Origin of the sequence: Dyella flagellata, from assembly GCF_030160275.1 — a bacterium.
Taxonomy (GTDB): Bacteria; Pseudomonadota; Gammaproteobacteria; order Xanthomonadales; family Rhodanobacteraceae; genus Dyella_B; species Dyella_B flagellata.
This window is the reverse complement of sequence record NZ_BSOA01000003.1, coordinates 344,986-361,869: the sequence shown is the minus strand read 5'-3', so window position 1 is coordinate 361,869 and position 16,884 is coordinate 344,986. Positions and strand designations below refer to the sequence as shown.

General features: G+C 62.2%; 15 protein-coding genes and 6 tRNA genes. 5 read left to right on the top strand and 16 right to left on the bottom strand.

Going from position 1 to position 16,884, the window contains the following annotated elements; translation table 11 throughout:
- Window positions 1-208: 208 nt before the first annotated feature.
- From clpX to QQJ96_RS03180, 12 genes are all read right to left on the bottom strand, one after another.
- The gene (clpX, locus tag QQJ96_RS03235) at window positions 209-1,513 is read right to left on the bottom strand and encodes an ATP-dependent Clp protease ATP-binding subunit ClpX (RefSeq protein ID WP_126682755.1); all 1,305 of its coding nucleotides are present in this window, start codon (window positions 1,511-1,513) and stop codon (window positions 209-211) included.
- Between the two features lie 106 nt (window positions 1,514-1,619).
- A complete protein-coding gene (gene clpP / locus QQJ96_RS03230) occupies window positions 1,620-2,249 on the bottom strand; it encodes an ATP-dependent Clp endopeptidase proteolytic subunit ClpP (RefSeq protein ID WP_284330502.1) in 630 nt (209 codons plus the stop codon).
- Window positions 2,250-2,484: 235 nt separating this feature from the next.
- A complete protein-coding gene (tig, locus tag QQJ96_RS03225) occupies window positions 2,485-3,777 on the bottom strand; it encodes a trigger factor (protein WP_284330501.1) in 1,293 nt (430 codons plus the stop codon).
- Between the two features lie 84 nt (window positions 3,778-3,861).
- Window positions 3,862-3,947, bottom strand: a tRNA-Leu gene (locus tag QQJ96_RS03220).
- A 288-nt stretch (window positions 3,948-4,235) separates the two neighbouring features.
- Window positions 4,236-4,311, bottom strand: a tRNA-Lys gene (locus QQJ96_RS03215).
- A gap of 14 nt (window positions 4,312-4,325) precedes the next feature.
- Window positions 4,326-4,402, bottom strand: a tRNA-His gene (locus QQJ96_RS03210).
- A gap of 14 nt (window positions 4,403-4,416) precedes the next feature.
- Window positions 4,417-4,493, bottom strand: a tRNA-Arg gene (locus tag QQJ96_RS03205).
- 40 nt (window positions 4,494-4,533) lie between these two features.
- Window positions 4,534-4,610, bottom strand: a tRNA-Pro gene (locus QQJ96_RS03200).
- Window positions 4,611-4,782: 172 nt separating this feature from the next.
- Window positions 4,783-4,859, bottom strand: a tRNA-Arg gene (locus QQJ96_RS03195).
- A 155-nt stretch (window positions 4,860-5,014) separates the two neighbouring features.
- Window positions 5,015-5,818, bottom strand: a complete 804-nt coding sequence (locus QQJ96_RS03190; RefSeq protein ID WP_284330500.1) for an amidohydrolase — start codon at window positions 5,816-5,818, stop codon at window positions 5,015-5,017.
- The gene (locus tag QQJ96_RS03185; RefSeq protein ID WP_284330499.1) at window positions 5,806-6,951 is read right to left on the bottom strand and encodes a pyridoxal phosphate-dependent aminotransferase; all 1,146 of its coding nucleotides are present in this window, start codon (window positions 6,949-6,951) and stop codon (window positions 5,806-5,808) included. Before QQJ96_RS03185 ends, QQJ96_RS03190 begins: the two co-directional genes overlap by 13 nt.
- Window positions 6,952-7,112: 161 nt before the next feature.
- Window positions 7,113-8,102: a LysR substrate-binding domain-containing protein gene (locus QQJ96_RS03180; protein WP_284330497.1), complete on the bottom strand. Its 990-nt coding sequence runs from the start codon at window positions 8,100-8,102 to the stop codon at window positions 7,113-7,115.
- Between the two features lie 115 nt (window positions 8,103-8,217).
- Between QQJ96_RS03180 and QQJ96_RS03175 the strand changes: the two genes are divergently transcribed.
- The gene (locus QQJ96_RS03175; RefSeq protein WP_284330495.1) at window positions 8,218-8,799 is read left to right on the top strand and encodes an FMN-dependent NADH-azoreductase; all 582 of its coding nucleotides are present in this window, start codon (window positions 8,218-8,220) and stop codon (window positions 8,797-8,799) included.
- A 70-nt stretch (window positions 8,800-8,869) separates the two neighbouring features.
- Here the strand turns inward: QQJ96_RS03175 and zipA are convergent, their stop codons facing one another.
- The 4 genes from zipA to QQJ96_RS03155 all read right to left on the bottom strand — a co-directional run bounded on the left by zipA (window position 8,870) and on the right by QQJ96_RS03155 (window position 14,093).
- Window positions 8,870-9,865: a cell division protein ZipA gene (gene zipA, locus QQJ96_RS03170; protein ID WP_284330494.1), complete on the bottom strand. Its 996-nt coding sequence runs from the start codon at window positions 9,863-9,865 to the stop codon at window positions 8,870-8,872.
- Window positions 9,866-9,898: 33 nt separating this feature from the next.
- Entirely contained in the window at window positions 9,899-13,408 is a 3,510-nt protein-coding gene (smc, locus tag QQJ96_RS03165; protein ID WP_284330493.1) for a chromosome segregation protein SMC, read from the bottom strand.
- Window positions 13,409-13,533: 125 nt separating this feature from the next.
- Window positions 13,534-13,794 carry a BolA family protein gene (locus tag QQJ96_RS03160; protein ID WP_284330492.1) on the bottom strand — a complete coding sequence of 87 codons (261 nt, stop codon included), beginning with the start codon at window positions 13,792-13,794 and terminating at the stop codon, window positions 13,534-13,536.
- The gene (locus QQJ96_RS03155; RefSeq protein WP_284330491.1) at window positions 13,791-14,093 is read right to left on the bottom strand and encodes a YciI family protein; all 303 of its coding nucleotides are present in this window, start codon (window positions 14,091-14,093) and stop codon (window positions 13,791-13,793) included. Before QQJ96_RS03155 ends, QQJ96_RS03160 begins: the two co-directional genes overlap by 4 nt.
- A gap of 261 nt (window positions 14,094-14,354) precedes the next feature.
- Here QQJ96_RS03155 and QQJ96_RS03150 point away from each other — a divergent pair, with 261 nt between their 5' ends.
- From QQJ96_RS03150 to QQJ96_RS03135, 4 genes are read left to right on the top strand one after another with little or no spacing between them, the layout of a single operon-like run.
- The gene (locus tag QQJ96_RS03150) at window positions 14,355-14,672 is read left to right on the top strand and encodes a hypothetical protein (RefSeq protein ID WP_284330490.1); all 318 of its coding nucleotides are present in this window, start codon (window positions 14,355-14,357) and stop codon (window positions 14,670-14,672) included.
- Between the two features lie 4 nt (window positions 14,673-14,676).
- Complete coding sequence (locus QQJ96_RS03145) at window positions 14,677-15,051, top strand: GntR family transcriptional regulator (RefSeq protein ID WP_284330489.1); 375 nt, start codon at window positions 14,677-14,679, stop codon at window positions 15,049-15,051.
- A complete protein-coding gene (locus QQJ96_RS03140) occupies window positions 15,048-15,905 on the top strand; it encodes an ABC transporter ATP-binding protein (protein WP_284330487.1) in 858 nt (285 codons plus the stop codon). Before QQJ96_RS03145 ends, QQJ96_RS03140 begins: the two co-directional genes overlap by 4 nt.
- Window positions 15,902-16,873, top strand: a complete 972-nt coding sequence (locus QQJ96_RS03135) for a hypothetical protein (RefSeq protein ID WP_284330486.1) — start codon at window positions 15,902-15,904, stop codon at window positions 16,871-16,873. Before QQJ96_RS03140 ends, QQJ96_RS03135 begins: the two co-directional genes overlap by 4 nt.
- Window positions 16,874-16,884: the final 11 nt, after the last annotated feature.

Genomic DNA, 16,884 nt, shown 5'->3' with positions numbered 1-16,884 from the left:
CTTTACGGCATCAGCCGGCTCGGTACATCCAAGCTCATGCGGCGCATCCGGCACCACTACGGCTGACGACCCCGACACTGCGCCGTGGCCATTGAGTCGTCAAGTGGAGGCGCTGAACGACGCACACAAGTACCGACGCAATAACGGAAAAAACACGGCCCCGGCGGATGCCGCCGAGGCCGTCGTTCATGCACCGTATGGACTGCGATCAGGCAGCGGCGTCGCCGCTCTTCTCGCTGCCGATGCGTGCCTGCTGTTGCAGGTTCCCGCGATAGATGAGATACGGCTCTGCCTGGCCTTCGATGACAGCATCGTCAACCACGACTTTGCTGACATGCTCCAGCGACGGCAGTTCGTACATCGTATCCAGCAAGACCTGCTCCAGAATGGTGCGCAGGCCGCGGGCGCCTGTCTTGCGCTTGAGCGCCTTGCGCGCGATCGCCTGCAGCGCTTCCGGGCGGAACTCCAGCTCCACGCCTTCCATCTCGAACAACTTGCGGAACTGCTTGGTGACCGCGTTACGCGGCTCGGTGAGGATCTTCACCAGTGCGGCTTCGTCAAGCTCATCCAGGGTTGCCACCACCGGCAAGCGGCCGACGAACTCCGGAATCAGGCCGAAGCGCACCAGATCGGAGGGCTCCACTTCAGCCAGCACCTTGCCGAGGTTTTCCGTACGTTCCTTGGAACGCACTTCCGCGGAGAAGCCGATGCCGGTGGTTTCGGAACGCTGCTGGATGACCTTCTCCAGCCCCGCGAACGCACCGCCGCAGATGAACAGGATGTTCTTGGTATCGACCTGCAGAAATTCCTGCTGCGGATGCTTGCGGCCGCCCTGCGGCGGCACCGAAGCGAGCGTGCCCTCGATCAGCTTCAGCAGTGCCTGCTGCACGCCTTCGCCGGAAACGTCGCGCGTGATCGACGGGTTCTCGCTCTTGCGCGAGATTTTGTCGATTTCGTCGATGTAGACGATGCCCGACTGCGCCTTCTCCACATCGTAGTCGCACTTCTGCAACAGCTTTTGGATAATGTTCTCCACGTCCTCGCCCACGTAACCGGCTTCGGTCAGCGTGGTCGCGTCGGCGATGGTGAACGGCACATTGAGCAAGCGCGCCAGCGTTTCGGCCAGCAGCGTCTTGCCCGAACCGGTCGGGCCGATGAGGAGGATGTTGGACTTGCCCAGCTCTACGTCGTCGCTGCGCTGGCGCGACTCCATGCGCTTGTAGTGGTTGTAGACCGCAACGGCCAATGCCTTCTTGGCACGAGTCTGCCCGACCACGTACTGGTCGAGAGTCTCCATGATCTCCTTGGGCTTAGGCAGCTGGCTGCGCCCGGAGGCGGCCTTCTCTTCCAGCTCCTCGCGGATGATGTCGTTGCACAGCTCAACGCACTCGTCGCAGATGAACACGGATGGACCCGCGATCAGCTTGCGAACTTCATGCTGACTCTTGCCGCAGAAGGAGCAGTAAAGAATCTTGCCGCTGTCGTTGGAACGGCCCTGCCGCTCGTCAGTCATTCGTTTGATCCTGCTAGAAAATCCCGGTACGGGTCGAGAATAGCACAGGGTTCCGAGTCCGCACCCGGACCCGGAACCGCCACTTTTGTGATGGCTTCGGCCGAAATCAGGCCGACTTGACCGTTTCTACGGCCCGGCGGTCCAGAACGGCGTCGATGAGGCCGTATTCCTTGGCCTGCTCTGCGCTCATGAAGCGATCGCGCTCCATATCACGTTCGATCCTATCCAGCTCCTGGCCGGTATGGTGAACGTAAATGTCGTTCAGCCGGCGACGCAGGTACAGGATTTCCTGGGCCTGAATCTCGATGTCGGTGGCCTGTCCGCGTGCACCGCCCGAGGGCTGGTGAATCATCACGCGTGAATTGGGCAGCGAATAGCGCTTGCCCTTGGCTCCGGCCATCAGCAACAGCGACGCGGCGCTGCAGGCCTGTCCGACGCACATCGTGCTCACGTCGGGCTTGACGAATTGCATGGTGTCGTAGATCGCCAGGCCGGCCGTGACGGCGCCGCCGGGACTATTGATGTACAGATGGATGTCCTTGTCGGGATTTTCCGATTCAAGGAACAGCATCTGCGCTACCAGCAGATTGGCCACCTGGTCGTTGACTTCACCGACCAGGAAGATCACCCGTTCCTTCAGCAGGCGCGAGTAGATGTCATACGAACGTTCGCCGCGAGCGGTCTGCTCAACAACGATCGGCACCAGGTTGAGGTTCTGGATCGGGTCCATGGCCATGCGTGCGGCTCTCCGGGTATGGGGACTTAAAATCGATTCGTAGGTCCAAGCCAGACTAGCAGGTTGGCGATTCCATCCACCAGCGAACCGGAGCGAAAACCGGCCGCGAATCCGGCACATGAAGTATGTGCCCGATTCGCGGTGCAGCGTTCGATAGGGATCGAACCTGATGCGTGCAAAGGTAATGCCTACCCTTGCCACGCCCTGGCCATACGTCGAGCCTGAACGAATCGCCTCAGGCGCCGACCGGGCGCATCACCTCGTCGAAGCTCAGGTTCTGCACGGTGGTGTTGGCGTGTTCGGCCACCCACTCGGCCACCTGATCCTCCATGACGCGGTTCTGCAGTCCTGACATCAGCTGGGGGTCGCCATTGTAGAGTTCAATGACCTTCTCCGGCTCCTCGTAGGTCGAGGCAATCGCGGCGAGCTGTTCGGCCAGGCGCGTACGGTCCAGCTTGAGTTCGGTCTTGCGGGCGATTTCACCCATCAGCAGGCCGGCAATGACGCGCAGGCGCGCGGCCGGCACGGCGGAATCGACCAGCTGCTGCGGAGGCTGCTGGCCACGCGGGACGCTGGCTGCCGCCAGGTTGCGTGCCTCGCCCTGCACCATCAGGTTGGGCACCTCCAGATCGCTGTGCGTCTGGGCCAGTTTCTCCGCCACCTGGGACTTCAGGCGGCCCATCAGGGCGGCCTTCAGTTCGCGCTCCAGATTGGCGCGCACTTCCTTGCGGAAATGCTCCATGTCGCCATCGTCGATGCCGAACAGCTGGATGAACTCGGCATTCACTTCCGGCAGCGTCGGTTGCTGTACTTTCACAACCTTGAAGTTGACCTTGGCGGACTTGCCGGCAAGCTGCGGATTGCGGAAGTCGGCAGGGAACTCGATCTCGCTTTCGAACGTCTCATCCGCCTTGCGGCCGGTGAGCGCTCCATCCAGCGCTTTGAACAGGGTGCCGGAGCCCAGCACGCTGCCAGCGCGCTCCTGGCCCTCGGTTGGGAAGCGGTAGTCGCCGGCCAGGGCGTCGTATTCGAACATCACGAAATCGCCTTCCGCGGACGGACGCTCGACTTCATTGAAGCTGCGGCGCTGCTGGCGCAGAGTTTCGATCATCTTCTCGATGTCGGCATCGGTGACTTCGGCGACCGGGCGGCTGATTTCCAGCTTGGACACATCGATTTCCGGGAATTCCGGCATCACCTCGAAGGTGGCGGTATAGGCGATTTCGCCGTTTTCCGGCTGGCCGGTGGTATCGATGGCGGGATTGGCGACGGGGCGCAGGTTTTCCTTCTCGAAGGCTTCACGCAGCGTGCTGCCGATCAGGTCGGACAGCACTTCACCGCGCACCTGGGCGCCGAAGCGCTGCTGGATCACGTTGGCTGGCACCTTGCCTGGACGGAAGCCTTTCAGGCGGACCGTGCGGCTCATCTCCGCAATGCGTGCGCTGACCTGCGACTCAAAGCGCTCCGCGGGAAATTTCACCGTGAGCTTGCGCTCGAGCTTGCCGACGTTTTCAACCGAAAACTGCATGACGTCTCCTGGAATGTCCTGTAATGGCCCGTACCGGCGCCGAGGCGGTGTGACCCGCCCACAAATCAGGCTCAAGGTATCCGATGGTGCGAAAGAAGGGACTCGAACCCTTACGGGGGTTACCCGCTGGAACCTAAATCCAGTGCGTCTACCAATTCCGCCACTTTCGCATCGTTCGCCGGATTGCAAGCTGCGGATACTCAACGACTTTCTTGGATCAATGCGACCCTCGAATGCCTGCCCTGCCGCGACCTGGGGCGATGGCGACCTTGCGCCAAAGAATACCCATTTTACGGTTCGGCAGCGGCCCAGCACAAGCGCGTATTCGGCGATGGGCTTGCCGTTGAAATCCATCCCCGGAGGTAGGCGCACGACCCACCCCGGGAATCGTTTGGGCAGCCCGGGTAAAAGGCGCGCAAAGAAAAAAGCACCTGGAATTCTCCAGGTGCTTCTTTAGCTGGTGGGCCGTGTAGGATTCGAACCTACGACCAATTGATTAAGAGTCAACTGCTCTACCAGCTGAGCTAACGGCCCAGAACTGCTTGAATTGGGGTGGACGATGGGACTCGAACCCACGACAACCGGAATCACAATCCGGTACTCTAACCAACTGAGCTACGCCCACCGTAACCACGAAGCTGGCGCGCCCGACAGGAATCGAACCTGCAACCGTCGGCTTAGAAGGCCGATGCTCTATCCGGTTGAGCTACAGGCGCTTTGACTACAGGCTTAATACCTGCTGGGCAGAACACCGGCTGGTCGGGGCAGAGGGATTCGAACCCACGACATCCAGCTCCCAAAGCTGGCGCTCTACCAGGCTGAGCTATACCCCGTTCCTTTTCGAAACCCAGGTCGGCTTTCGCACACCTTAGTCTTGAAATGCTACGGGTGACACTCGGGCCCGTCAATCCGTATCGAACACGCCGGACTTCTTCGTCCGGTTTCACTGCAAACGGTGTTTTGCCTGCAATGCAGACACGAATTCAAAATCGTGCCTGTTGAATATGGCGCGCCCGGAGAGATTCGAACTCCCGACCACCAAGTTCGTAGCCTGGTACTCTATCCAACTGAGCTACGGGCGCGTGGTTTGCATTCTTCTGCCCTGACCACCCGCCGAAACCGGAAGGCGCCGAAGCAAGAAGCGGAATTATTCAGGTAAGGGGCTCGGCCGTCAATACTCTTCGTGAATTTTTTTTGAAACGGCGAGCATTCGCCCGCCGTAGAAAGTGAACAACGCTTAGGCGTCGCCGAGCGTGAATTCGTCGGCATCCATCCAGGCCGGAAAACGCTCGCGGTGCTGCTGCAAGGGCGCAGGATCCACCGCTACCGTGATGACCTGCTCCTGCGAGCCTAATTCGACCAGCGGCTCGCCCACCGGATCGATCACCGTGCTATCACCGGCGTAAGGCAGATCATTGCCGTCCACGCCCACCCGATTCACGCCGATCACATAAGCGAGGTTTTCGATCGCGCGCGCCCGCAACAGCGTGCGCCACGGCTGCCTTCGCGGCGCCGGCCAATTGGCGACGAACAACGCCAAGTCGTAGTCCATGCCGCCGCCCGCCGATGCCAGGCGGCGATTGCGCAACCACACCGGGAAACGCAGGTCGTAGCAGACCTGCGGCAGGATGCGCCAGCCCTTCAGCTCGACGATCAGTCGCTGCGATCCACCGCCATAACGCGTGTGCTCGCCGGCCATGCGAAACAAATGGCGCTTGTCGTACTGTTCATAGCTGCCGTCCGGGCGCGCCCAGATCAGGCGGTTATAGACTTTGTCGCCTTCGCGAATGGCAAGGCTGCCGGTCACGACCGCCCTCACCTCACCGGCCAGCGCACGCATCCAGGCCACGCCTTCACCGTCCATGCTTTCCGCGCTGGCGCGCGTGTCATTGCTGAAGCCGGAAAGAAAAGTTTCCGGCAGCACGACGAGATCGCTCTGCCCTGCTACGCGCCGGACCAGTTCGCCGTAGTACTCGCGATTGCCGGGCGCATCGTGCCAGCGCGTGGCGCCCTGCACGAGGGAAACGTTCAGAGTTTGCATAAGCGCTCCGCAGCGGCCTCCATGGTGGCGTCGCTCTTGGCGAAACACAGACGCACCAAGTGCGTACCCGGTGCCTTTGCGTAGAACGGGGTCAATGGAATGGCGGCCACGCCGCCCTCCTTGACCAACCATTCGCAGAAAGCGACGTCATCCTCGTTGCGGATGCTCGAATAGTCGACCAACTGAAAATAACCACCCGGCACGTCCAGCAATTTCAGGCGCGACGGCGCCAGCAGCTGGCGGAAGCGGTCACGCTTGGCCTGATAGAAGGCCGGCAATTCCAGGTAATGCTCGGGCGCGCTGGCCAGGAATTGGGCAAACGCCACCTGCGCAGGATGAAAGGTGCAGAACGTGAGGTACTGGTGCACCTTGCGGAATTCCGCGGAGAGCTTGGTCGGCGCCACCGCGTAACCGACTTTCCAGCCGGTGCAGTGGTAGGTCTTGCCGAAGCTGGATACCACGATGCTGCGCGCGGCCAATTCCGGATGGCGCAGTACGCTCTGATGCTCGGCGCCGTCGTAGACGATGTGTTCGTACACTTCATCTGACAGCACCATGATCGGCGTATCGCGCACGATGGCCGCCAGTTCGTCCAGATCCTGCGCCGACAACACCGCCCCCGAAGGATTGTGCGGACTATTGATCAGGATCATGCGCGTGCGTGGCGTGATCGCATCGCGCACGCGCTGCCAGTCGATCGAAAAGCTCGGCACGGTGAGCGGGATATGCACCGCACGGGCGCCTTGCAATTCAATGGCCGGCTCGTAGGAGTCGTACGCCGGATCGAAGACGATCACTTCCTCGCCAGCACGCACTACGGCGGCAATGGCGGCGAACAGCGCCTCGGTGGCGCCGGAAGTCACCGTGATATCGCTATCGGGACTGAACTTATGTCCATACAGCCGCTCGGTCTTGAGCGCAATCTGTTCGCGTAACGCGGGCGTGCCGATGCCCGGCGCGTACTGATTGAGCCCTTTTGCCATAGCCTCGCTCAACGCGTCGCGAAGGGCTTGCGGCGGTTCGAAATCGGGAAAACCCTGGCCAAGGTTCACCGCTTTGTGCTGCACGGCCAGATGACTCATCACGCTGAAAATGGTGGTACCGACTTTCGGAAGCTTGGTTTCGATGGTCATGATGGGTGGTATGGATGGCTAAACGCGAAGACTAGCATGGCTTTATGGGGATGCTTGTTTCGAAACATTCAAGCAGTGCGTAGGCTGGAATGCTAATCCCAGCTTTCTATGCGGCATCCCAATGCCGGGATTGCCATCCCAGCCTACGCGCCAGCATGGGTTTATGGGGATGCCTGTTTCGAAACATTCAAGTCGTTGAGCGGCCGGGTCTTGCATCTTTCATGACTCAAGCGCGTCGCCTCCGGCAAGCGCGCCGCAAAAAAATCCACCAGGGCACGCACGCCCGGCAACATGCCTCGACGGCTCGGGTAAACGAAATGCATCACTCCCTCCGGTGCGCTCCAATCGGGCAGCAGAGCCTCGACATCGCCGCGGTGGATGGCTGGTGCACAAACGAATTCAGGCAGCAGCGCCACGCCAATGCCGGCACGCGCCGCTTCCAGCAGCATCGCAAAGTCGCCGGTGATGAGGCGGGCCTGCACTTCCACACTCACCCGCTCGCCCTTGCCGTCGATCAGCTCCCATACCTGCGGACCTTCGTGTTCATGCATGGATACGACGGGCAGGCGCGCTAGGTCGTCGGGATGGGCAGGACGGCCATAGGTCTTGAGCAAGGACGGACTCGCGATCGGCAGGACACGCGACTGGCCGAAGCTGCGCAGGATCATGTTGGCATCGCTGTCGAGCCTGGTTCGCACTCGAATGGCCAGATCGTAGCCTTCGTTGATCAGATCCACGCGGCGATCGCTGGAAAGCACCCGCACCTGCAGTTTCGGGTACATCGCCATGAATTCCGGCAACAGATAGGCAAGCACCGTCTGCGTCAGCGACACCGGACAGCTCAGCCTCACCACACCACGCGGCTCGGCCCGCAGTTCGTCCACGGCGTCCTGCGCGGCCCGCGCCTCTTCCAGCACCGCGCGGCAATGCCCGTAAAAGCGCTCGCCGACCTCGGTGACTACAAAGCGCCGCGTGGTCCGCTGCAACAGCCGAACGCCCAGACGATCCTCCAGCTGCGCGATGCGCTTGCTTAAGCGGGATTTGGGCACCCCCAGGGCACGCCCGGCGGCCGAAAAGCCCCCCTGCTCGACCACAGAGGCGAAGAAGTACAGGTCGTTGAGGTCCTGCATGGCGCCTGGCAATGCGTTCATCGTCGTTTCCCTTGAGGAACGATAAGTTCCGAAAGCCCTATCTTATCGGCAGTTTGTTCCAGATCTATCTTTAATTCCAACCTCGGCCCTGCCGATTTTGGATGGAGATACCACCATGAAACTCTTGCATCTTGACGCCAGCTCACTGGGCCAGCATTCCGTCTCGCGCGAACTGAGCGCGGCGATCGTCGATCAGCTCGCCCAGGAAAACCCCTCGTTGCAGGTCACCTACCGCGACCTGAGTGCCCACCCCCTGCCGCACTGGACACCGGTCATGGATGCCGCCAGCGACGCAGCCCAGCTCAGCCAGGCCGTGATGGACGAATTCCAAGCGGCCGACATCCTGGTGATCGGCGCCCCGATGTACAACTTCGGCATTCCCAGCCAGCTGAAGGCATGGATCGATCGGGTCGTGGTGGCCGGCAAGACGTTCCGCTACACCGAGGCGGGTCCGGAAGGGCTGGCCGGCGGCAAACGCGTGATCATCGCGTCCAGCCGCGGCGGCGTGTACAGCACCGGTCCGGCCGCCGGCCTGGACTTCCAGGAAAACTACCTGCGTGCCGTGCTCAACTTCATCGGCATCGACGAGGTTGAGTTCATTCGCGCCGAAGGCGTGAACCTGAGCGCCGAGCACAAGGTGAAGGCCATCGCCACGGCCCGCCACTCCATCGGCTCCCTGGCCAGCAAAGCCGCCTGATCGAGCGGCTCCCCCGCCCCAAAAAAAAGCGCCCTGAACCGGGCGCTTTTTTTGTCAGCAAAGCTTCGGCTCAACGGCCAAAACGGATTTCGCCGCCGTCGTGCTCGCGATCCCACCCACGCAGTTCGTCGCGAATGTGGGCAATGCGCTGGCGCCCCAAGGCGTTGCGCTCTTCATCCAGCACCTGGCCATCGAGCAATTCGGCCAGACGCTGCGCGGTGGGCAGCATGGCATCCCACGCATCCAGGGCCGTGACCGGCCCCGGCAGGGTCATGAAGAAACTCAGGCCCGGCGTGCGCAAAGCATCGAGCCGGGTCAGGTCGAAACTGCCTGGCTTGACCATATTGGCCACGCTGAAGATCGGCCCCGCTTCGCGCCTGCCATCCACCAGACGGTGGTAGATGCCCATGTCGCCGTATTCCAGGCCGGCCTTTTCGGCGGCAACGATCAAATCTGCGCCGTTGAAGGCGTGGCCTTCGCGCGCCATCACGAACAGGCTGACGATGCGCTCCACCGGCATTTGCGTGGGGCGCCTGCCGAGATCGGAACGCGGCGGAACGCGAGGGGATGGCGCTGAAGCCGACGCAGGTGCTGGCGTTTGCGCTGGCGCGGGCGCAGGTGCTGCCGTCGGCACCTCAACCGGTGGCGCCGCGCGCCCCGCTTCGGGCTGCGAAGGCGAACGCAGCATTTCCACGATGGAAGCCGACTGCCCGGTCGGTTTGGGGCCAGGCACAACCTCATGCCGCTGGTCGGCCAGTGTAGCGCCCAGTTTCTCCAGCTCCGCGCGCAGGTTTACGTCCAGCTCGCCCTGGTGTGGCTCCGCCTCCCTGAACAAGGGGTCCATCCGATCCTGCAGATCGCCCGCGAAGGCATCGCCCTCCTCAGCCGGCTCGCCCAGTGTCGGTTCGCGCCGCTCGCTGCCAGGTTCGGCAACCAGACGCCGCTTGCCCTGCTCTTTCTTCGGCTCGCCAAACAACCACACCAGCAGCAGCACGATCACACCGACCAGCGCCAGCGGAATGCCGACCCAGGGGTTCCACGCAACAGCCAATTCGGATCCAAGCATGATGAACATCCTTAACTTCTAGCGACCTCAACCTCAGGCAGCCCCGACCAGTTTGGTCGCCTCGGCAAGATCGACCTGCACCAGTCGGGAAACGCCCGCTTCGCGCATGGTAACGCCGCAAAGCTGGCTTGCCGCCTCCATCGTGGCCTTGTTGTGCGAGACGAAGATGAACTGCACCTTTTCGCTCATCTCGCGCACCATGTTGGAGAAGCGGCCCACGTTCGCTTCATCGAGCGGCGCGTCCACCTCATCCAGCAAGCAGAACGGCGCCGGATTGAGCGCGAAGATTGCGAACACCAGCGATACCGCGGTCAGCGCTTTCTCACCACCGGACAGCAGCATGATGTTGGAAACGCGCTTGCCCGGCGGACGCGCCATGATCGAAACCCCGGTGCTGAGCAGGTCGTCGCCGGTCAGCTCGAGATAGGCGTGGCCACCACCGAACAGGCGCGGGAACAGCTCCTGCACCCCGGCGTTCACGCGATCGAAGGTCTCCTTGAAGCGCTGGCGCGTTTCGCGGTCGATTTTCTTGATCGCGTTTTCCAGCGTCTCCATCGCGCTGACCAGGTCGGTGAGCTGATTGTCCAGATAGGTCTTGCGCTCGCTCTGTTCGGCATGTTCCTGGATCGCGGCCAGGTTCACCGGCTCCAGGCGCGCGATCTTCTGCGCAAGATCTGCCAGCTGCTGACGCCATTGCGCCGCATCGATGTCTTCGGCCAGCTCGGTGAGCAAGGTCTCCAGATCCAGACCCGAGGCGGCGATGGCTTCAGCCAGTTGCTCGGCGCGCATCTGCAAGGCCTGCGCGGCAAGCTTCTTCTCCGACAGGCTTTCGCGCAAGCCCGACAGATCCTGCTCCAGGTTGTGGCGCTGCTGCTCAAGCTTGCGCAGGGCGATATCGCATTCCTCCAGCGCACGGCGCGCCTCCACCAGCTGCTTGTCCACCAGCAGGCGCTGGTCGAGGTAGGTCTGGCGCTCGGCTTCGAGCTCAGCGATGGGATCGGAACCGGCGGCCAATTGTTCGGTGATTTCGCTGCGGCGCGCTTCGATCTGGCGGATCTGATTGTCCATGCGCGCCAGCGCCTGATCCAACGAAGCGAGCGAGGAGCGTTTCGATTCCATGCTGAGCGCGAGCGCGTGCGCCTGGTCGGCGGCTTCCCGCGCGTTCATGCGCGCCTCTTCACGGGCTTCCAGCAGGGCGCGCCGCTCGTTTTCGAGTTCGCGGCGCTGGTCTTCCAGATCGCCCATGTTGTTGACCGATTCGTCCAGGCGCGCGCGGGCTTCGCGTGTTTGCGCCTGCAACTCATCCATCTGTTCCAGCAGCGTCGACAGTTCACCGGCAACCTTTTCCGCACGCGCCCGCGCGGTTTCCACCTTGCCGCGGTGGCTTTGCAACTGGCCGGCCAATTCCGACTGGCGGCGATGCGCGTTGTAAAGCTCGCGCTGGGCGTCATCACGAGCGCGTTCGGCTTCGAACTTGCTGGTGCGCAAAGCATCCAGGCGCACGCCGGCTTCCTCGATGCGCGCTTCCAAAGACTCGACCTGCTCATTGAGCGTGCGGATCTCCCGCTCGCGCGCCAGCACGCCCAGCTGATTGCCTTGCGCGCGGCGCACGCTGGCCCAGCCCGGCCCCAGCCACTCGCCCGTGCGCGTAATCACCGACTGGTACGGCGCCAACGCCGCGAGGCCGGAAACCCGCTGATGCGCTTCGCCAATGGTTTCGGCAATGAGCACATGGCCCAGGATCGCCATGGCCGCAGCCGGACCACGCACGTGCGCGGCCAGCGTACCGGCCGTGGCTGCGCCACCTTCGGCTGCATCGAGCAATGCCACATCGGCATTGCTCAGCGCATGGAATTCCTTGGCCAGATCGAGCGCGCCGTCGACCAGCACGCTGTCGATAAAGCCGGAAAGCACGGTTTCCACTGCCGTTTCCCAGCCAGCCTCCACTTGCAGCACTTCGCCAAGGCGACGCTTCTTGTCCAGACCGAACTGCGCGAGCCAGGTGCTGGCGGCGCTTTCTTCCTGCCCCAGCGCGGCATGTTGCAAAGCTTCCAAGGAAGCGAGGCGACCGCGCGCTGTCTGCAACTGCTGCCGCGCATCGTTGAGCGCGCTCTGTACCTGGCGCTCTTCGTCAAGAACCTTCTCGTACGCCAGCTTGTGCTGGTCAAGCATGCCACCGAGTGATTCCACGCGTTCGCGCTGCGTGTCGTGCTCCGTGTGCAATTGCTCGGCCGCAGCATCCAGCGCAACGACGTCGGTGGCCTTCTGCTCGGCTTCCAGGGCGTCCTTGCGCTTGGACAGGTCCACCGCCTGCCGGTCGAGATAGGCGAGCTTGGTGCGCTCCACTTCAGCGGCACGGCTGGCCTCGCCAGCGGTGCGCGTGTACGCGTCCCAGCGCTGCTGCCAGTCCGCTAGCTTGGTCTCCGTTTGGCGCAGGCTTTCGGAAGTGTCGTCCTGCATTTGCTGCAAGGCTTCCAGCTTGGGCTCGCCTTCGGCCAGGGCCATCCGCAGGGTTTCTACTTGATCGCGGTCGGTGGCGATGTGTGCCGCCAATTCGGCATGCTCGCGTTCGGCATCCAGCTGCGCGCGCTGCAGACGTTCGGCAGTTTCCTTGTTGTATTTGACCTGCTGCTCGACGCGGGCGATTTCCGAGCCGACTTTGTAAACCTCGGCCTGCACCGAGTTCAAATGCTCGCTGGCCTCGACATGGCGCTCGCGCACGCTTTCGATCTGCGATTCGATCTGGCGTTGTTCGGCCAGCCGCTTTTCGATTTCGATCTCGGCGGCGGAAAGCCCCTGCCCTTCGCCATCGCGCTGGCCCTTGAGCGCGCGATACTCCAGTGCGCGCAGCTCGGCCTCCTTGCGCGTCTGCTCTTCCTTATAGCCTTTCCAGCGTTCCGCCGCGCGCGCCTGACGGTTCAGGTGCTCAAGCTGCTTGTCCACCTCGTCGCGCACGTCGCGCACGCGGTCGAGGTTTTCGCGCGTGGCCTTGATGCGGCTCTCGGTTTCCTTGCGACGCTCCTTGTACTTGGAGATGCCGGCGGCTTCTTCCAGATGCGTGCGCAGCTCCTCGGGGTGCGCCTCGATGATCTGGCTGATCATGCCCTGCTCGATGATCGAGTAGCTGCGCGGCCCCAGGCCCGTGCCGAGGAACAGATCGGTGATGTCGCGGCGGCGGCAACGCGCGCCGTTGAGGAAATACGAGGACTGCCCGTCGCGCGTCACCTGGCGCTTCACCGAGATCTCGGCGTACTGGCCGTACTCGCCCTGGATGGTGCCGTCGGAGTTGTCGAAGATCAGCTCGACACTCGCCTGCCCCACCGGTTTGCGCGCATTGGAGCCGGAGAAGATCACGTCGGTGAGCGAGTCGCCACGCAGGCGACTGGCTGCGCTTTCGCCCATCACCCAGCGGATCGCGTCGATGATGTTGGACTTGCCGCAGCCGTTGGGCCCCACCACGCCCGTCATATTGGTGGGCAGATGCAGGGTGGTCGGGTCGACGAAGGACTTGAATCCGGCAAGTTTGATGGTGGTTAGGCGCATGCAGATTCAGATGCTCGAAAAGTGATAGCCCGCTGGCGCTGGCGACGGGTCACTGTGCCAAACGCGGGACAGCGCCGCAATGCGTGGCGCGCGGCAGAGCAATTGACTCTTAATCAACTGCTCGATCAATCGGGCGATTTGGCGTCTATCGACAGGGCGTGAATGCCGTGATCCATCAACTCGCCCAGCGCCGCGTAGACCAGCCGGTGCCGCTTGATCGGCAATTGGCCGGCGAAAGCGGCGCTCACGATACGTACGTGGAAGTGCCCCTTGCCCTCATTGGCATGGCCGACGTGCTTGTAGCCCTCGTCCACCACGTCCAACTCGACCGGCTGCAGCGCCGTGGCCAGGCGCTGGCGGATTTCCTCGACCATCGCCGCTGTCATGCGGGCAGCGCCTTGAGGAACGGCTTGACGCTCACATTGGCGTACACGTCGGCTTCGACATAGGGGTCGGCTTTGGCCCATTGCTCCGCCTCGGCCAGCGAAGAGAACTCGGCCACGATCAGGCTGCCGGTGAAACCGGCCGGACCGGGGTTTTGGGCATCGATGGCGGGAAACGGCCCTGCCAACAGCAGCCTCCCCTCCGCCTGCAACTGCTGCAGGCGCGCCAGATGCGCCGGACGCGCGGACAAGCGGCGTTCCAGCGATTCAGGATGGTCGGTGCCGGTGATGGCGTACCACATAGGTCGTGCTCCTCGTAAGGAATTGGCGATTTTAGCCGACCGGGCCAGCCAGGGTGATGCCTGTCAGAACCGATCCCTGACACCCTCCGCTGCCCGCTCCGCAGGCCCTCACGCATGCTTGATCCGGTCCCAAGAGCCGCGGTGGCACCCCCATACGGCCCCTAGGCCATCAGTCACAGCCACCCCGCTGTTGACAGTTTCAGAGATAGTGTTATAGTTCACTACAACACCGGTCCACGACAGCACTAAAGGAGAGCAGACATGAAAGCGCCGAACCCCATCGCCATCACAGCCGCGGTTCTGTTCACCACGGTCGGCCTGATCGCCCTAAGCCCCAATGCCCCCAAGGTCCCCGCCTCGATCGACGGCGCGAAGGTTTTCACCCTGCCCGGCATCGAGGTACACCCCACCGCCGCGGACAGGCGTGCCGCATCGATGCTGAGCGAAGCCAGCCTGACGATCGCCAACTCGCCGATCGCCAGCAAGAGCGAAAGCGCGGCCAGCCTGCTCGGTGCGCAACTGGCCATGCCCTACTATTCGTTTGGCTCCACCAAGTTCGCCGGCATCAGCAAGGAATAAATCCATGGCCATCACCTGGAACGACAGCGTCCCGATCTATCGCCAACTACGCGAACGCGTAGTGGCGATGATCCTGGACGGCGCCTTGAACGAGGGCGACCCGCTGCCGTCAGTACGCCAGGTGGCAGCGGATTTCCAAATCAATCCGCTCACTGTTTCCAAGGCGTACCAGGAACTGGTCGACGATCAACTAGTGGAAAAAAGGAGGGGGCTAGGCATGTTCGTCACCGATGGAGCGCGCGAGGCGCTGCTCAAATCCGAACGTGAGCGCTTTTTGCGCGAAGAATGGCCGGCGTTGTACGCACGCTTGCAACGCCTGGGGCTGGATCTGAAAACCCTGCTGCGCGAAGCGCCGAAGGACACGGAGAACCAACCATGAACGCGGTCGTCACCGCCAAGGACCTAAGCAAGCGCTACAAGAACGCGCTTGCGCTGGACAACGTCAACTTCCAGATTCCTGCCGGGCGCATCGTGGGCCTGATCGGCCCCAATGGCGCCGGCAAGACCACCGCACTCAAGGCGATCCTGGGCCTGACCGATTTCCAGGGCCAGCTCAACGTGCTGGGCCTGGATCCGCGCACCCAGCGCGACCGGCTGATGGAGGAAGTTTGCTTCATTGCCGACGTCGCCGTATTGCCGCGCTGGATCCGCGTAAGCGAGGCGATCGATTTCGTCGCCAACATCCATCCGCGCTTCAACCGCGCCAAGTGCGAAAGCTTTCTGGCGCGCACCAAGCTCACGCCCGGCCAGCGCGTGCGGCAGATGTCCAAGGGCATGATCGTGCAATTGCACCTGGCCCTGGTCATGGCGATCGACGCCAAGCTGCTGGTGCTGGACGAGCCCACCCTGGGCCTGGACATCCTCTATCGCAAGCAGTTCTACCAGAACCTGCTGGAAGACTATTTCGACGAGAACAAGACGATCATCGTCACCACGCACCAGGTCGAGGAAATCGAACACATCCTTACCGACCTGATGTTCATCCGCGACGGCAGGATCGTGCTCAACACCGATATGGACGCCATGGGAGAGCGCTTCGCCGAAGTGATGGTAAGCGCGGACATGGCTGCCACGGCGCGCCAGCTCAAGCCGCTGGACGAGCGCCAGGTATTCGGCAAGAGCATTTTCCTGTTCGACGGCGTCGACCAGGCACAGCTCAAGGCGCTGGGCGAAATCCGCCGGCCCTCGGTCAGCGACCTGTTCGTCGCCACCATGAAGGGGACCTACGCATGAACGCGAAAACACTCTACTGGCTGGTGAAGCGCGAATTCTGGGAGCACCGCGGCGGCTTCATCTGGACGCCGGTGATCACCGGCATCGTGTTTCTGGTACTGAACCTGATGGGCATAGTCGGCGGGGAAGTATTCGGCTTTCGCCATGGCTTCCATTTTGGTCCGCTGGAAAGTCAGGACCTGGTCGCCAAGATCCATTCGCTCGATGCGCGCGAGTTGCAGCAAGTGAGCACCTATCTGGATCTGGCCATGCTGTTCCCCAGCTGCCTGATCGCCATAGTGTTCGCCTTCGTGGTGTTCTTCTACTGCCTGGGTGCGCTCTACGACGACCGGCGTGACCGCAGTTTCCTGTTCTGGAAATCACTGCCGATTTCCGACACGGCGACCGTACTGTCCAAGGTCATCGCCGCGGTGCTGATTGCACCCATAGCGGTCGTGGTCTGCGGCATGCTCACCGGCATCATCATGCTGCTGATATTCGCCATTGCCCTGTCGTTCCATGGCGTGAGCGTCTGGTCGCTGCTGGTGTTGGCGCATCCGCTACACGTTGTCGGCTTCCTGGTCGGCTGTATTCCGCTTTATCTGCTATGGGCGTTGCCGACGGTGGGCTGGCTGATGTTGTGCTCATCCTGGGCCAAGTCCAAGCCCTTCCTGTGGGCCGTGGTGATTCCGGTGGCATTGGGTGTGATCATCAGCTGGTTCAACCTGTTCGGCTCGGTCGGATTCGAGAGCACTTGGTACTGGCACGAAATTGCGGCACGTGTATTGTTCAGCGCGGTCCCCGGCGACTGGCTGCCCGCCCATAGCCTTGAGCACCTGGGCGACAATCCCGAAAATTTCAACCGATTCTTCGACCTCTCCAGCTCCTATGCGGTGCTGACTTCGGTGGAGATCTGGGCAGGGGTAGCAGCCGGTATCGCCATGCTTGTGGGTGCTGTATGGTTCCGCCGCTGGCGCGACGACAGCTGAGATCAGCCGCT

Bases quoted from the DNA above. Each gene is read 5' to 3' on its own strand.
- clpX (WP_126682755.1), bottom strand. From the start codon at position 1,513: ATGACTGACGAGCGGCAGGGCCGTTCCAACGACAGCGGCAAGATTCTT.
- clpP (WP_284330502.1), bottom strand. From the start codon at position 2,249: ATGGCCATGGACCCGATCCAGAACCTCAACCTGGTGCCGATCGTTGTT.
- tig (WP_284330501.1), bottom strand. From the start codon at position 3,777: ATGCAGTTTTCGGTTGAAAACGTCGGCAAGCTCGAGCGCAAGCTCACG.
- QQJ96_RS03190 (WP_284330500.1), bottom strand. From the start codon at position 5,818: ATGCAAACTCTGAACGTTTCCCTCGTGCAGGGCGCCACGCGCTGGCAC.
- QQJ96_RS03185 (WP_284330499.1), bottom strand. From the start codon at position 6,951: ATGACCATCGAAACCAAGCTTCCGAAAGTCGGTACCACCATTTTCAGC.
- QQJ96_RS03180 (WP_284330497.1), bottom strand. From the start codon at position 8,102: ATGAACGCATTGCCAGGCGCCATGCAGGACCTCAACGACCTGTACTTC.
- QQJ96_RS03175 (WP_284330495.1), top strand. From the start codon at position 8,218: ATGAAACTCTTGCATCTTGACGCCAGCTCACTGGGCCAGCATTCCGTC.
- zipA (WP_284330494.1), bottom strand. From the start codon at position 9,865: ATGCTTGGATCCGAATTGGCTGTTGCGTGGAACCCCTGGGTCGGCATT.
- smc (WP_284330493.1), bottom strand. From the start codon at position 13,408: ATGCGCCTAACCACCATCAAACTTGCCGGATTCAAGTCCTTCGTCGAC.
- QQJ96_RS03160 (WP_284330492.1), bottom strand. From the start codon at position 13,794: ATGACAGCGGCGATGGTCGAGGAAATCCGCCAGCGCCTGGCCACGGCG.
- QQJ96_RS03155 (WP_284330491.1), bottom strand. From the start codon at position 14,093: ATGTGGTACGCCATCACCGGCACCGACCATCCTGAATCGCTGGAACGC.
- QQJ96_RS03150 (WP_284330490.1), top strand. From the start codon at position 14,355: ATGAAAGCGCCGAACCCCATCGCCATCACAGCCGCGGTTCTGTTCACC.
- QQJ96_RS03145 (WP_284330489.1), top strand. From the start codon at position 14,677: ATGGCCATCACCTGGAACGACAGCGTCCCGATCTATCGCCAACTACGC.
- QQJ96_RS03140 (WP_284330487.1), top strand. From the start codon at position 15,048: ATGAACGCGGTCGTCACCGCCAAGGACCTAAGCAAGCGCTACAAGAAC.
- QQJ96_RS03135 (WP_284330486.1), top strand. From the start codon at position 15,902: ATGAACGCGAAAACACTCTACTGGCTGGTGAAGCGCGAATTCTGGGAG.